Genomic DNA, 14,975 nt, shown 5'->3' with positions numbered 1-14,975 from the left:
TTTTCTGTTATCAAAGGAGTTTTGACATGGCCGATTCTGAACTGAACTATTACTCTACGCTGGCCGAAGCCATTGATGCGGCTCGCGAAGAGTTCATCGCCAATAATCCGGATGTCGATGAAGACGATCTCAATGTGCAACAGTTCAATGTCCAGAAATACGTATTGCAGGATGGCGATATTGCGTGGCAGGCAGAATTTTTCGCTGACGAAGAGCAGCCAGGTGAATGCCTGCCGCTGTTCAGCGGTGAAGCGGCGCAAAGTGTGTTTGATGGCGACTTCGACGAAATCGAAATCAGCCAGGAGTGGTTAGAGGAGAACACGCTGCACGAATGGGACGAAGGCGAATTCCAGCTCGAACCGCCGCTGGATACCGAAGAGGGTCAAACCGCGGCGGATGAGTGGGACGAGCGTTGATTATTCGTACGGGCCATGATGCGCATCCAGCGGCAATAGCAGCGTGTCAAACACCAGTGAAAAGGGCAAATCGAGTACGGTAATGTAGCGCCATGCGGAATCACGTACATCCCATTGCACGCCGGGATAGTACTGATTCCCGTGGCCCTGACCGGGTATTGCGCGGCTGATAATGCTGCCACACCCGCTCAGTAAACACGCCATCACGACGACCAGAATCACTTTCACTTGTTTCCCCTTCAGACTCAACGGTCAAAAAAATACCGGCTCGCGGGCCGGTATTTTCCTTAATGTCGGCTTACTTCGCCTTTAACGCCAGCGGGTTAAGCTTCAACTTTTCGTAATAGCTCACCCAGGACAGATACCGTTCTGGTGCTGACCAGACGCGATAATGCAGCCGCGAGAGCGTCACAGGATCGCTTAATAACACCAGACGGCGATCGCGGTTGAGCTTCTCAGGCGTTTCGTTAAGTGCCTGCTCAACATGGCGATCGCGGGCGATCTCCAGCACGTGGCTTGCACGGTGGCGCGCGGTTGCCATTGCCGTCGCCAGCGCGTTAAAGGACGGGTTAAACACCGCGTGCATAAAACCCTCTTCCAGTGAGCGCGAGCGGTTCAGTTCCAGATAGCGGTCTGTATCCACCAGTACCTGCGGCGGAGAATACTCTTCCGGGATCAGGAACAGCTTCCAGCGTTTGGTGCGCAGGCCCACTGTCGCACGGCTGGAAATCACCGAGACAAACGGCGAGAGGATCAGCGAGAAGACAATAGGTGCCAGCCAGAACAGGAAACGCAGATCCAGCCACGCCATACCCACGGCCCACACCAGCCCCAGCAGCAGCTGAGAGCCGTGGCGCATAAAGGCTTCACCCCACGGCGTGGAGTCATCATCACGCTGCGGCGAATTCCACACCACTTCCCAGCCGAGGAACGCACTGACCACGAACACCGTGTGGAACAGCATACGCACCGGTGCCAGCAGCACGGAGAAGAGCACTTCCAGCAGCAGCGACAGCGTCACTCGGAAAAAGCCGCCGTACTCTTTCGGCCCTTTGCACCACACCAGAATAATGCTCAGCAGTTTCGGCAGGAATAGCAGCACCATGGTCGATGCGAACAGCGCGATGGCCAGCTCCGGACGCCACTGCGGCCACACCGGGAACAACTGGCGCGGTTGCAGGAAGTACTGCGGTTCCGTCAGGGCATGCACCACCTGCAAGGCGGTGGAGAGCGCAAGGAACATAAACCACAGCGGCGCAGAGAGATAAGACATCACCCCCGTCAGGAACACAGCGCGATGCACCGGGTGCATCCCTTTCACCAGGAACAGGCGGAAGTTCATCAGGTTACCGTGACACCAGCGACGATCGCGCTTCAGCTCATCAAGCAGGTTTGGCGGCAGCTCTTCATAAGAGCCCGGCAGATCGTAGGCGATCCACACGCCCCAACCGGCACGGCGCATTAACGCAGCTTCCACGAAGTCATGGGACAGAATAGAACCGGCGAACGAGCCTTCACCCGGCAGCGGAGCCAGCGCACAATGCTCGATAAACGGCTTCACGCGGATAATGGCGTTATGACCCCAGTAGTGGGATTCACCCAACTGCCAGAAATGCAGACCGGCGGTGAACAACGGCCCGTAGACGCGAGTCGCAAACTGCTGGCAACGCGCATACAGCGTGTCCATACCGGAAGCGCGCGGCGAAGACTGAATGATCCCGGCGTTCGGATTGGCTTCCATCAGGCGTACCAGGCCAGTCAGGCAGTCACCGGACATCACCGAGTCCGCATCCAGCACCACCATATAGCTGTACTGGCTGCCCCAGCGGCGGCAGAAGTCATCAATATTGCCGCTTTTACGTTTTACGCGGCGGCGACGGCGGCGGTAGAAGATCTGCCCTTCGCCCTGCACTTCAGCCACCAGCTCCATCCAGGCTTTTTGCTCAGCGACGCAGATATCCGGGTTGTAACTGTCACTCAAGATATAAACGTCAAAATGCTGTTGCTGCCCGGTGGCTTTCACGGACTCCCAGGTGGCGCGCAGGCCTGCGAACACGCGGTCCACGTCTTCGTTACAGATAGGCATGATAAGCGCGGTGCGATGTTCCGGATTAAGCGGCTCATCGCCCACTGTCGAGGCTGAAATGCTGTACTTATCACGACCGATCAGCAGTTGCAAAAAGCCCATTAATGCCGTCCAGAAACCGGCGGACACCCAGCAGAACAATACAGCGAACAGGATCAGGATGCCGGTTTGCAGCACATAAGGCAGAAGCTGCATCACGGAAACCAACAGATCCTGGCCTGCCATATCGGTAGGATTGATCAGCGCCCAGCCCTGATAAGGCAGGATGGTTTTCATGTACCAGGTGGCAACGACGGTTTGCGCCAGCGTCAGCACCAGCAGGATGTAACGGCGGATCGATCCGACGGTACGCCATTTCTGCTCCTGCGCCTGCTCCTCTTTGGTCAACCGCGCCATATAGCGTGGCAGGACTTCGCGCCCGCGCAGGCGATCCCAGAATCGACCAAGGGGGTTGGTGCGCCAGGGATCGGGAAACATGGAAGAACGTTTAGCTTTCGGCATCGCCTGCAACTGTGCGCGTCCTTCGTCGTCTTTGATGAGCTGCCCTTGCGCCAGTGAGTCCGGCCAGCTGTGCTCCAGACGTGCGGTAACAGAACCCAGCGGCGTATCGTCTTCACGCTTCCAGTCCCTGTGTTCCGCATCCAGCGCCTCATGCACGGCGCGAATACTTTCCGTCGGCAGCGCCGCCTTCTGGTCAGCCGGAAGCGGCAGCGCGTCGATATACTCAGTTGTCTTATTCATTGGCAGGTAGCTGATAGCTCCAGGTTTCACTCAGGGTCTGATCGGCATTGACCAGCGCAGCGCGCATGTCCGTCGTTTTCTTCGGATCTTTAACCTTCACGCGCAGCATCAAACGCCAACCTTGCGTCACTGGATTATAGCGAACGGTGTTTTCAACAATCTCACCGTTATCGCCAATACTGGCTTGCGCCGTAACAGGGGTGTCCTGCGGCAGTTTTTTCATGTCCTGCCCGGTGAAATCCACGACAAACGCGGTGGTACCATCCGGCTGGCGAATAAGGTTCGACTGCTTCACATCACCGGTTGAACGGCGAGTTTGCAGAACCCAGGCGTTGTCCGGCGCATGGAGTTTGTCTTCGTCACGGCTGAAAGTGATGGTGTATTTGAAGTTCATCTCTTTCCCGGCTTCCGGCAGTTGATCCGGCGTCCAGTAGGCAACGATGTTGTCATTGGTTTCATCATTGGTCGGGATTTCAACCAGCTCGACTTTACCTTTGCCCCACTCACCTTTTGGCGTGACCCAGGCGCTCGGGCGCAGATCGTAGCGGTCATCGATATCTTCAAAACGGGAGAACTGACGGCCACGCTGCAACAGGCCAAAGCCCTGCGGGTTTTCCATCGCGTAGCTGCTGACAGCCAGGTGTTTCGGGTTGTTCAGTGGACGCCAAATCCACTCGCCGTTGCCAGCCAGCATCGACAGGCCATTGGAATCATGAAGTTCCGGGCGGTAGTTGGTAGCAGGTGACGGCTGCGCAGGCCCGAACAGGAACATGCTGGTCAGCGGCGCAACGCCCAGTTTGCCCACTTTGTCGCGCAGGTACACTTTGGATTGCACATCCACAACCGTATCGCGGCCCGGAATAATGACAAAACGGTAAGCGCCGGTGGCACGCGGAGAATCCAGCAGTGCGTAGATAGTCAGGCGTTTGTCGGTCGGTTTTGGTCGCTCAATCCAGAACTCGCGAAAACGCGGAAATTCTTCACCCGATGGCAGCGCCGTGTCGATAGCCAGACCGCGCGCGGAAAGACCATAGACCTGACCTGCGCCAATTACGCGAAAATAGCTTGCGCCCAGCATGCTGACGATTTCGTCATTTTTATCTTTGCTATTGATGGGGTAAAGCACTTTGAAACCGGCAAACCCCAAGTCTTTCACCGTGTCTTTATCGTGCTGGATATTGCCGAAATTGAAGAAGTCCGGGTTGTATTTGATTTTGCGAACAGCGGTAGCGGTCACTTCGTTGATGGTCACCGGCGTGTCGAAGTACATGCCCTGATGGTAAAACTCAAGCTTGAACGGGGTGTTCGTCTTGTTCCAGTAAGCTTTGTCGTGGTTGAACTGGATCTGTTGATAGTCCGCATATTTCATCTCGCGGAACACTGAGGGTAAATTGCTTTTGGGCGCTTCGTAACCTTTGCCGGCCAGGGATTGAGCCTGTTTTGCGACATCGTCGATAGAAAAGGCCCAGCCTGATGACGTATAAAGTGACAACAGAACAGCTACACCCACCCAACGCATTTTCATCATTCGTAATTTAGGTTTCATAATAACTAAGCACTTCCCCCTTTGTGTGCTTAAATCGATCCGATCCATTTTAATGGAAACTCTGGCAATCCGACAACTGAATCCCCGCTTTGTTCTGCCTGCCGGTTCATTGATTAAACAAATGAAACTAGCCCCTTAATCGTTTTGCAGTCTTATCCTGGAGACAGGTTATCTGACATAGTGTAGGGTTGGTTTCGAATGTAATCATTATTTGTCTTATGGATAAGACGAAAAGTCTGAGAATGCACGGAGATATATGACCAAAGCCCCCGCACAACGAGAATATTTCCTTGATTCCATCCGCGCGTGGTTAATGCTGCTTGGGATCCCGTTTCACATTTCACTCATTTACTCCAGCCATATGTGGCACGTGAATAGCGCCTACCCCTCATGGTGGTTGACGCTGTTTAATGATGCTATTCATGCGTTTCGCATGCAGGTGTTTTTTGTTATTTCCGGCTATTTTTCCTACATGTTGTACCTGCGCTACCCGCTGAAGCGCTGGTGGAAAGTGCGCGTAGAGCGCGTCGGTATTCCGATGCTCACTGCCATTCCGCTGTTGACGCTGCCGCAATTTATTATGTTGCAATATGTGAAAGATAACGCCGTCGACTGGCACACTCTGTCGACGTACGACAAATTCAATACGCTGTCATGGGAACTGATTTCTCATTTATGGTTCCTGTTGGTGCTTGTCGTATTAACGACCGTCAGCATGTGGTTATTTAAAAAAATCAGAAACAATGCAGATCGCCTGCTCGGCACTATTTCGCTGGGTCAGCTTTCCCTGTGGTTCCTGTTTTTGGGTATCGCGTGGGCCGCGTTTCGCCGGCTTGTATTTGTGCTTTATCCCGATATATTGCGCGACGCGCTGTTTAATTTTGCCGTCATGCAGACCCTGTTTTACATCCCCTTTTTCTTACTTGGCGCGCTGGCGTTCATCAATCCTCGCCTGAAATCGCTGTTCACCACCCCTTCCCCGTGGTGCATAGTAGGCTCGGTGCTGGCGTTTGTCGCCTATCTGCTTAATCAGCGTTATGGCAATGGCGACGCGTGGCTGTATGAAACCGAAGCGGTGATTACGATGCTGCTGGGGTTGTGGATGGTAAATGTGGTCTTCTCGCTGGGTCACCGGCTGTTGAATTTCCAGTCCGCGCGGGTAAGTTACTTTGTTAACGCTTCGCTGTTTATCTACCTGGTTCACCATCCGCTAACGCTGCTGTTTGGTGCGTGGATCACCCCGCATATCCAGTCGAATTTACTGGGTTTTATCACCGGGTTGGTGTTTGTGGTGGGGATTGCCGTGCTGCTGTATGAAATCCATTTACGCATCCCGCTGTTGCGGTTCCTCTTCTCCGGCAAGCCGCAGGAGAAAACCGCGAAAAACCATGCCCACGCCGGGTAATCACATGAGCTGCTCTGGATTCAGAGCAGCCACTCCACCGGCAACCAGTAAACCAGCCGCACCAGGATACGCTGCCAGAGCCGGGTCTGTGGCTCCTTTTTCAACACCACCTCTTTGCCGTCCTGCTTTTCAACCCAATTAATTCTCCCGAATCTGTCGAGGCGCAGTTGCCAGGTGATATCGCGCTGGCTGCGTAAAAAACGGTGATGGATTTGCAGTGCCAGCGATTCGCTATCGATCACAAAACCCATTTCCGTGTTCAACACCGCCGAGCGCGGGTCGAAATTAAACGAACCGATAAACACCTTTTCCCCGTCAATGCTGAACGTTTTGGCATGCAAGCTGGAGCCGGAGTTCCCCGTTAAACCTCGGTCGTGGACCGGGTGTGGATGTGGTGCGCCGCTGGTGGGTTTCAGTTCATAGAGTTCGATGCCGTGGCGCAGTAATTTTTTACGCCAGCGTGCATAACCGGCGTGCACCACCGTCACGTCATTCGCCGCCAGGGAGTTGGTGAGAATAGCTATCTTCACCCCTTTGCGCGCCAGTTGCAGCAACAGCGCGACCCCGGCTCGCCCCGGTACAAAGTAGGCAGAGATAATATCAATCTGCTTGTCAGGTTTCCCCATCACATTGAGCAGGCGTTGGGGCAGCAGCGTGTGGTCGCGGGCTTTTCCCTCCCCTTTGCGGGGATCATCGCTGAGTAAGCGCGTTTTCGCCCATAACAGCGGCAACGACCTGTTTTCCAGATGAGTGGCAAATTGCGTAGAAGCCAGTTTTTCCTGGTAACGCACCGCCGTAATGTCATTTCGCCAGCTTTCCGGCAAACGGATGCGCTCGGCGATTTCCTCGGGAGACAGAGAAAGCACGTTGCTCAGCGACGAGACCGAAGCCGAGTTCCAGTAACGCAAAAAATCGTGGGCCACATCAGCCACTACCGGCCCTATCGCCATCACGTCCAGATCGGTAAAGAGCGGCTCTTCGCCAATCCCAAAATAGGCATCGCCAATATTGCGCCCGCCCACCAGCGTCACTACGCCATCAACGGTGAAACTTTTGTTGTGCATACGCCGGTTGAGCCTGGCGAAATCTGTCAGATAGCCCAGCGCACGCAACGTTCGAAACGAGAAAGGGTTAAACAGACGCACCTGAATATTGGGATGGTTATCGAGCTGGCGCAGAACGCCGTCCATGCCGATGGTGTTGTTGTCGTCCAGCAGCAACCGAACCTGCACGCCACGATCCGCTGCGGCCAGCAGCGCTAACATCAACAACCGGCCTGAGGTGTCGTCTTCCCAGATGTAATACTGCACATCCAGCGTTCGCTCTGCCATTTCCGCCAGCCGGTAACGGGCGACAAACGCATCAAGGCTGTCATCAAGGATATGTAAACCGCACAGCCCTGGATGCGCATCGCAAACGGGCGCAATTGCGCGCCCGAGCCGGGAATCAGGTGGTGGGTTCGTCGCCCTGTTGGGTGAGTAGGCGTTGATAGAGTCGGGTAGTTTCATCGTCATAGCAGACAAAGTATATCTGCCGTAACAGAGAATGGCGGGTTAGATAATCCGAAACGGTGTTTACGGCTATCTCCGCGGCTGCCGCTTTCGGGTAGCCATATATCCCGGTGCTGATCGCGGGAAACGCGATAGTGGTATAGCTATTCGCATCGGCGAGCTTCAGGCTGTTTCGATAGGCGTCTTCCAGCAAATGGGCTTCATTGTCATTCCCGCCGCGCCAGACAGGCCCAACGGCGTGGATTACCGCCTTCGCTTTCAGATTTCCCGCAGTGGTGATCACCGCATGGCCAGGCGGACACTCGCCCTGTTCCTGACGCACTTGCCGGCACGCTTCCAGTAGTTCAGGCCCTGCCGCGCGGTGGATTGCGCCATCCACACCGCCACCGCCAAGCAGCGATGAATTTGCCGCATTGACAATGACATCCACATCGAGGGTGGTGATATCCCCATGAAGTACCTGCATCCGTGATTCCATTATTGCCCCCTTTCCGACCCATTACGGTTTGATTCACTAAGTGTATCCTGGCCGGGAAGGAAATGGCGCGCACAACTTATCGCGCGGGATCAATGCTCCGGAGACCACTGCTGGATCAGTTGCAGGGACTGACCATCCGTGACGGTGACAGTAATGCTGACTTTCGCCTGCGCCGGGATATTCATCGTGAGGTGTGAAAGTGCGGTAGGTTGGTTGGCATTAAGGTTCATCAGGCTGCGTTGTCGGCTCTGGCTTACGCCCCCTGCACTTTCGCGTTCGGTAATGATTTGGACCTGACAGACGCACGGCTGTGCCACTTCCACCAGCGGGGTGATGGTATAAATATCGCCCTGATGCGCCGTGGTAAATGTGATCTGGCTGGTTAGCGCGGCCAGCAATACCAGATTTGGCATAATGGCTCCAAAAAAACAGGGCCGCAGCCCTGTTTATCTCAGAATGACGGTCAGTACTGATTGGCGGTGGCGTTATTACCAAAGCCCGTTTGCTGCACGGTAACCGACGAGGCTGATGCCGTCTGGTTAACCAGCGCGGCGTTCCCGCCACCAAACTGACGCACTGAAATATCAGACTCGCGGCTGTTCCACTGATCAAGCGTCGCATTGTTATGCGAGCCACTTTGCAGTAAATCAATGGTACTCTCATCCGAGCCTTGCCCTACATCCGCAGCGTTGGCAGAGCCGTGTTGCGTGATAGTGAGATCGGAGTTGCGCGCATCGGTTTGCAGTGCCAGCGCAGCGTTAGCACTGCCGTATTGATAGATACTCAATTCAGAATTCGGGCCGCTACTGCCGCCACCGCCGTGACCATATTGCGGAACACTGCCGGCAAAGGCGCTGGCTGAAACAACAATCGCTGCTACTGCTGCCACTTTGAAAAGTTTCATGGTAAACCCCCATCGGATTGATATGAAAGCCGCCGGACATTTAGCGTTGAATAACGCGGATGGCCATTTGCGACTGTCTTTGCACTACAACTGCCGTCTTTTGAGTACCGTATTGCATTATATCGGCCCGGTTACCCGAGCCCTTTTGCAATATCACTGCGCTATTTCCGTAAGCTCCTTGCGTAATATTTGCCTGATTGGCATTTCCTGCCTGGGCAATATAAGCAAAGTTATCGCTACCGCTTTGATTTACCTGCGAGGAATTACGCCCACCCTGCTGGGAAATAACGCCTGTTAATTTTGAACCGTTCTGATTAATAAGCGCATTATTATTGTTGCCACGCTGATCAATATTCGCCACCTGATTTAACTCATTGAGCGACAAATTATATTCAGAACCTGCCAGGTCATAGCCTGCTGCGGTGGCAATACCCGGCCCCGTCAGCATGGTTAACATCATAAAAACCATTTTGCTTTTCATGCTGTCACCGCCACAATTCGTTAATTCTGCGTTACGGAAATGAGTATGGGCGGATTAAAAATAAAATATCTCACACGCAAGTTGGATTTTATCCATCCAGGTCACGCCAACGCATGAAAGCTCTTATTACTCATACCTTCGTCATTATGAGGATCGTCTGTAAAGGGCTGAAACGCCCTAATACTGCGGATGCCAAAAGTAAAAATAACATTTTAATATTTAATTTTACATTATGTTACATGATTCACACTTGCATTAACGTTTGTAAGGGTTAGATTGAAACGGCAGTCTTAATCACTTCTTCTTATTTTCCCCTTTATGGGCTGAGTACTTATTCCTATATAAGCAAAACAGCATCTGTCAGTACTTCTGGTTTCCCCATTAATACATGGGGATAGCTGCGGATAAAAATAAGCGGGGTCTCATCATGTTTAATGATGTCCATAGTTCTGTCATTCCTCTTTTATTGTTGATTACGAAACCGTCATTACAGGCAACAGCGCTGTTACAGCATTTAAAAAAAGCGCTGGCATTGCCAGGAAAATTGCAGAATATTCAACGATCTCTTGACGATGTTCCGCCACAAAGCGTTGTTATATTCGATATGATGGATGCCGATAAAAAAAGCATTCATCACTGGCAAACGGCTTTAGCCCGGTCTAACAAGAATTTGAAATTACTGTTATTAAACACACCTAATGAATATCCCTTTCATGAAATCGAAAGCTGGCCAAATATCACTGGTGTCTTTTACGCATCAGACGATCAGACTCAACTCATCGACGGATTACAGGGGATCAGGCGTGGAGAGTGTTATTTTTCGCAGAAACTTGCTAACTATCTGATTACTCACGCCGGAAATTATCGTTATTACAGCAATGAATCCTCTTTGCTCACGCACCGCGAAAAAGAGATCCTCAACAAGCTGCGGGTTGGCGCATCAAATATTGAAATAGCCCGCTCTCTGTTTATTAGCGAAAATACCGTTAAAACCCATCTTTATAATCTTTTCAGGAAGATAGCGGTTAAAAATCGCACCCAGGCTGTCTCCTGGGCTAACGATAACCTCAGGCGATAAGGCAATGAAACGCGCAATCCTTTTAGCGACAGGCGGTTTACTGCTTGCCGTGGGCAACGTAAGCGCGGTGGAAGTGGAGATACCCGGTTTATTAACCGATCACACGGTCTCCTCCGTCGGTCATGACTTCTATCGTGCCTTTAGTGATAAATGGGAAAGTAGCTGGAAGGGGAATTTAACCATCAATGAACGACCAAGCGCCCGCTGGGGAAGCTGGATAACCATTGCAATTAATCAGCAAGTGGTTTACCAGACCTTCCTTTTCCCGACGCGGCGCGATTTTACTCAGAATGTCGATATTGCGCTGGAGCAAACCCAGCAAGCACTCGAACGCCAACAAATAAACCAGGCGCTGCTCAGCATTGGTGATTTGGCGAGCGACGAATATTAAACCGTAACGCTTACCTGGAGGCGAATATGCGTATCGCATATGCCCTACTCTCGCTGCTGCTTATTGTCCCTGCAAGCTGGGCGGGAAATATGACATTTCAATTTCGTAACCCTAATTTTGGCGGCAATCCCAATAACGGTTCTTTTTTATTAAATAGCGCCCAGGCGCAAAACTCGTATAAAGATCCCGACTATGACGATTACGGCATCGAAACATCGTCGGCACTGGATAACTTTACGCAGGCTATCCAGTCGCAAATATTGGGTGGCTTGCTCACCAATATCAACACCGGAAAACCGGGGCGCATGGTGACCAGTGATTTCATCGTCGATATCTCAAATAAAGACGGGCAGTTGCAATTAAATGTCACCGACCGCAAAACCGGCAAAACCTCCACCATTGAGGTATCGGGTTTGCAAAGCGGTTCCACCGATTTTTAAGGACAATTTCTATGCCGCGCTTATTTCTTTTATTCGCCGTGTGCTTATTAAGCGGATGCTTAACCGCGCCGCCAAAACAAGCCGCCAGACCCACGTTGTTGCCACGCGCCCAGAGCTATAGCGACCTGACGAATTTGCCTATGCCATCGGGGAAGATTTTCGTCTCGGTTTACAATATTCAGGATGAAACCGGGCAATTTAAGCCCTATCCGGCCAGTAACTTCTCCACTGCCGTGCCGCAGAGCGCAACAGCCATGCTGGTAACCGCTCTGAAAGATTCCCGCTGGTTCGTCCCGCTGGAGCGTCAGGGTCTGCAAAACCTGCTCAACGAGCGCAAGATTATTCGCGCCGCGCAGGAAAATGGCACCGTGGCGGTCAATAATCGTGGTCCGCTGCAATCACTGACCGCCGCGAATGTGATGGTGGAAGGTTCAATTATTGGTTATGAGAGCAATGTAAAATCGGGCGGGATTGGTGCGCGTTACTTTGGTATAGGCGGCGATACGCAGTATCAGCTGGATCAGATTGCCGTTAACTTGCGGGTGGTTAACGTCAGCACCGGCGAAATTCTCTCCTCCGTGAATACCAGCAAAACGATCCTCTCTTATGAGGTGCAGGCGGGCGTGTTCCGTTTTATCGATTACCAGCGTCTGCTGGAGGGCGAAATCGGCTATACCGCTAACGAGCCGGTGATGCTGTGCCTGATGTCGGCCATTGAGACGGGCGTGATCCTGCTTATTAATGACGGCATCGACAGAGGATTGTGGGATTTGCAAAACAGGGCGGAGCGTAATAACGAGATATTGACCAAATACCGCACCATGGCGGTACCGACGGAGTCCTGATATCTGCACAGCGTGGCCTTAAGGTCACGCTGTGCATGAACTTATCCGTCGGACGCTTCCTGCAACTCTTCCCACATCGCAGCAATAGCGTCGCGCGACAGCGGAGCCAGGGTGCGCCAGAACGGCGTGGTGGCGTGTGCTTCGACTTTGCCGAAGAAGGCGTCACACCACGGCAGCAGATAGTCGGCAAACAGCGTTTCCAGAGCTTCGCTTTCATCTTCCGCCGACTGGTCTTCCAGCCAGGAGGCCGCCAGTAATAGCGTACCGATATGATCGGCAGGCGCATCGGTTAACGGCATACCACGGCTCGATAAGAAGGAACGCACTTCGGCTTCCGTTGCCCCTTCCTGCCACGCACTACGGTACGGCGGCACGCGGCATTCGTCGCCGACAAACAGTGCGTTGTAATCCGCTGCCAACGTTTGTGCATCGCAGTTTTTCTGCAACCGTTCGAGCAATTCGTCCTGCTCAAGCGGCCAGCTTTGCGCCAGCTTCCCCTCGCGGATCAGGGTGTAAAGCGGCACCAGCAGGGGATCTTGCGGCTGGCGGTAAAACAACGAGCCCAACACGCGGCAGAGGATAGAAAATTCATTCATTCAGTTGTTCCAGTCAGTATTAAAGTTCAGCAAATTCACTAATCGGTGCCATGCCGCGTGACTCCAGGAAATTGAGCAGGCGGCGCGGCGAGACATTCAAAATACGATCTTCCGGGAATCCGACGTCATCCAGCACTTTACGGCATTCCACAAAATCACCCAGCGTAAAAGAGGTATGGGAATCCGACCCCAGCGCGACCCAGCCACCTGCATCTCGCACCGCCGCAGCGATGGCGCGACAGTTGGCTTCACTGCCTTTGCGCGAATGAATAAAGGAGGAGTTGTTGATCTCCAGCGCCACGTTATATTTCGCCGCAGCGGCGGCTATTGCCGGAATATCGATTTCGAATTTCGGGTTACCTGGATGACTGATGATATGCACATTGCCGCTGGCCATCGTCGCAATCATCGCCTCTGTATGGGTGGCTTTATCCTGCGGTGCGAATACGGGTTCGTGGAAACCCGCAATGATCAGATCCAGTGAGGTTAACATCGGGCCGGTGCAATCGATCTCGCCAGCGGTATTTTTAATATTAGCCTCAATACCGCGCAGAATGCCGACGCCATCTACGATGCGCGGCCAAATGCGCATATTGACGAAATGCCAGTAGTGCGGCGCGTCCGCCATATCCGGGCCGTGATCGGTAATGGCAAAGAGTTTGATCCCTTTGCGTTTTGCCTCGGCAATATAATCGTGAAGCGTACTGTAAGCGTGGGTGCTGGCGACGGTATGCATGTGCAGGTCAACGGGATACATGGCTCACTCCTGGAGTTATTTTTGGCAAGGATAGCAGCTATTGTTATGCAGTTTAATGAAAAACCCGGCAAAGCCGGGTGGGTATCAGTAACCGCGCACTCTGTCCACGCGCCCGCTCACCGGCTCGCCACGCTCCAGTTGCCCGATGGTGCGGCTAATAAAGGCAATCGCCTCAGCAGGCCGTGTGTTGGCCGCGATATGCGGGGTGATTGCCACGCGCGGATGCGCCCACAGCGGATTGCTCGCCGTTAACGGCTCGTGGTGGAAAACATCCAACATCGCGCCTTTGACTTTGCCGCTCTCCAGCGCCTGTAAAAGATCGGCCTCAACCACATGAACGCCGCGCGCCAGGTTCAGCACATAACTGTCGTCTGCCAGTTGTTCAAGCAATGCCTGGTTGATGATGCCCGCCGTTTCGGGCGTATTCGGCAACAGGTTTATCAACACGCGCGTGCCGTGCAGAAAATCACTCAGTTCGCTGGCGCCGGCAAAGCTGGTCACGCCAGGCAGCGATTTACGGCTGCGGCTCCAGCAGCGCAGCGGGAACCCCCACGAATGCAGGCTTTCAGCGACTTTCGCGCCGAGTACACCTGCGCCGAGAATGCCGATAGTGAAATCTTCGCGTGCGTACTCATCAAGCGGCTGCCATTTCGCATGTTGCTGCAATGCGTGGTAATCATCAAAACGGCGAAACCAGTGCAGCACCCGGCTTACGGCATATTCCTGCATTTGTAGCGCCATACCGGTATCTTCCAGGCGAAACAGCGGTACAGCATCGGCGAGCATTTCGGGGTGGGCTTTTAGCTGACTGAGAATGGCATCGACTCCGGCCCCCAGCGCGAAAACGCCTTTCAGCGCACGCCCTTTAAGCATCTCCACAGGCGGATGCCAGACCAATGCATAATCGGCTGGCGCATCATCTCCCGGCGTCCAGATGCGGATATTGGCTTGCGGCAGCGCGTTGCTCAGGGCAGTCACCCAGTAGTGGTTATCAAAGGTGGGATGATAAAAGATAATTTCCATCTCTACTCCAGCGGGTGTTGTGATGTTGACGGTTTATTTTTATGCGGCTGATTAGCATAACAAATCTCGCCCGCATCACGTGCAGAAAGTGCCGTGACGAGAAAAAAAGCGATTTCAGAACGTTTAAGAAGCAGGTTGTTGGAAGTTTGTCTAAACGCGCCAATTTATTGAAAAAGAGGATTGACGGCGTTACGGCTTTTCCCTACATTAGCGCCCGTCCCGGCAACAACGGGAAGACAATGTGGTGAGGTGTCCGAGTGGCTGAAGGAGCACGCCT

At 53.2% G+C, this 14,975-nt stretch carries 17 protein-coding genes; 6 read left to right on the top strand and 11 right to left on the bottom strand.

Going from position 1 to position 14,975, the window contains the following annotated elements; genetic code table 11:
- The first annotated feature begins 26 nt into the window (after nt 1-26).
- The gene (locus tag Q5705_00085) at nt 27-416 is read left to right on the top strand and encodes a MysB family protein (protein ID WLI77004.1); all 390 of its coding nucleotides are present in this window, start codon (nt 27-29) and stop codon (nt 414-416) included.
- Here Q5705_00085 and Q5705_00080 read toward each other — a convergent pair whose 3' ends face one another.
- From Q5705_00080 to mdoG, 3 genes are all read right to left on the bottom strand, one after another.
- Nucleotides 417-644 carry a YceK/YidQ family lipoprotein gene (locus Q5705_00080; GenBank protein WLI77003.1) on the bottom strand — a complete coding sequence of 76 codons (228 nt, stop codon included), beginning with the start codon at nt 642-644 and terminating at the stop codon, nt 417-419.
- 70 nt (nt 645-714) lie between these two features.
- The gene (gene mdoH / locus Q5705_00075) at nt 715-3,243 is read right to left on the bottom strand and encodes a glucans biosynthesis glucosyltransferase MdoH (GenBank protein WLI77002.1); all 2,529 of its coding nucleotides are present in this window, start codon (nt 3,241-3,243) and stop codon (nt 715-717) included.
- Nucleotides 3,236-4,771, bottom strand: a complete 1,536-nt coding sequence (mdoG, locus tag Q5705_00070) for a glucans biosynthesis protein MdoG (GenBank protein WLI79076.1) — start codon at nt 4,769-4,771, stop codon at nt 3,236-3,238. Before mdoG ends, mdoH begins: the two co-directional genes overlap by 8 nt.
- A gap of 274 nt (nt 4,772-5,045) precedes the next feature.
- Between mdoG and mdoC the strand changes: the two genes are divergently transcribed.
- Nucleotides 5,046-6,194, top strand: coding sequence for a glucans biosynthesis protein MdoC (gene mdoC / locus Q5705_00065; protein WLI77001.1), 1,149 nt, complete (start codon nt 5,046-5,048; stop codon nt 6,192-6,194).
- Between the two features lie 20 nt (nt 6,195-6,214).
- On the opposite strand, the gene Q5705_00060 is transcribed toward mdoC, so the two are convergent.
- The 5 genes from Q5705_00060 to csgB all read right to left on the bottom strand — a co-directional run bounded on the left by Q5705_00060 (nt 6,215) and on the right by csgB (nt 9,568).
- Entirely contained in the window at nt 6,215-7,702 is a 1,488-nt protein-coding gene (locus Q5705_00060; GenBank protein ID WLI77000.1) for a phospholipase D family protein, read from the bottom strand.
- Complete coding sequence (ymdB, locus tag Q5705_00055) at nt 7,641-8,183, bottom strand: O-acetyl-ADP-ribose deacetylase (protein ID WLI76999.1); 543 nt, start codon at nt 8,181-8,183, stop codon at nt 7,641-7,643. The genes Q5705_00060 and ymdB overlap by 62 nt, the downstream gene beginning before the upstream one ends.
- A gap of 89 nt (nt 8,184-8,272) precedes the next feature.
- Complete coding sequence (gene csgC, locus Q5705_00050) at nt 8,273-8,596, bottom strand: curli assembly chaperone CsgC (protein WLI76998.1); 324 nt, start codon at nt 8,594-8,596, stop codon at nt 8,273-8,275.
- 50 nt (nt 8,597-8,646) lie between these two features.
- Nucleotides 8,647-9,087: a curli major subunit CsgA gene (gene csgA / locus Q5705_00045; protein WLI76997.1), complete on the bottom strand. Its 441-nt coding sequence runs from the start codon at nt 9,085-9,087 to the stop codon at nt 8,647-8,649.
- Nucleotides 9,088-9,127: 40 nt separating this feature from the next.
- The gene (csgB, locus tag Q5705_00040) at nt 9,128-9,568 is read right to left on the bottom strand and encodes a curli minor subunit CsgB (GenBank protein ID WLI76996.1); all 441 of its coding nucleotides are present in this window, start codon (nt 9,566-9,568) and stop codon (nt 9,128-9,130) included.
- 427 nt (nt 9,569-9,995) lie between these two features.
- Here csgB and csgD point away from each other — a divergent pair, with 427 nt between their 5' ends.
- From csgD to csgG, 4 genes are read left to right on the top strand one after another with little or no spacing between them, the layout of a single operon-like run.
- Nucleotides 9,996-10,646: a biofilm master transcriptional regulator CsgD gene (gene csgD / locus Q5705_00035; protein ID WLI76995.1), complete on the top strand. Its 651-nt coding sequence runs from the start codon at nt 9,996-9,998 to the stop codon at nt 10,644-10,646.
- 4 nt (nt 10,647-10,650) lie between these two features.
- Nucleotides 10,651-11,037 (top strand): curli production assembly/transport protein CsgE, encoded by a 387-nt coding sequence (csgE, locus tag Q5705_00030; GenBank protein ID WLI76994.1) that lies wholly within the window; start codon nt 10,651-10,653, stop codon nt 11,035-11,037.
- 26 nt (nt 11,038-11,063) lie between these two features.
- Entirely contained in the window at nt 11,064-11,477 is a 414-nt protein-coding gene (gene csgF, locus Q5705_00025; GenBank protein ID WLI76993.1) for a curli production assembly/transport protein CsgF, read from the top strand.
- Between the two features lie 11 nt (nt 11,478-11,488).
- Complete coding sequence (gene csgG / locus Q5705_00020) at nt 11,489-12,322, top strand: curli production assembly/transport protein CsgG (GenBank protein WLI76992.1); 834 nt, start codon at nt 11,489-11,491, stop codon at nt 12,320-12,322.
- A 41-nt stretch (nt 12,323-12,363) separates the two neighbouring features.
- On the opposite strand, the gene Q5705_00015 is transcribed toward csgG, so the two are convergent.
- The 3 genes from Q5705_00015 to ghrA all read right to left on the bottom strand — a co-directional run bounded on the left by Q5705_00015 (nt 12,364) and on the right by ghrA (nt 14,698).
- Nucleotides 12,364-12,918 (bottom strand): molecular chaperone, encoded by a 555-nt coding sequence (locus tag Q5705_00015; GenBank protein WLI76991.1) that lies wholly within the window; start codon nt 12,916-12,918, stop codon nt 12,364-12,366.
- A gap of 19 nt (nt 12,919-12,937) precedes the next feature.
- Nucleotides 12,938-13,675 (bottom strand): phosphatase, encoded by a 738-nt coding sequence (locus tag Q5705_00010; protein ID WLI76990.1) that lies wholly within the window; start codon nt 13,673-13,675, stop codon nt 12,938-12,940.
- A gap of 84 nt (nt 13,676-13,759) precedes the next feature.
- Complete coding sequence (gene ghrA, locus Q5705_00005) at nt 13,760-14,698, bottom strand: glyoxylate/hydroxypyruvate reductase GhrA (protein WLI76989.1); 939 nt, start codon at nt 14,696-14,698, stop codon at nt 13,760-13,762.
- Between the last annotated feature and the right edge of the window lie 277 nt (nt 14,699-14,975).

Origin of the sequence: Kosakonia sp. H02, from assembly GCA_030704225.1 — a bacterium.
In the GTDB taxonomy this organism is placed as follows: Bacteria; Pseudomonadota; Gammaproteobacteria; order Enterobacterales; family Enterobacteriaceae; genus Kosakonia.
Note: the sequence above shows the minus strand (reverse complement) of the source record. Positions and strands in the feature narration are given on the sequence as shown.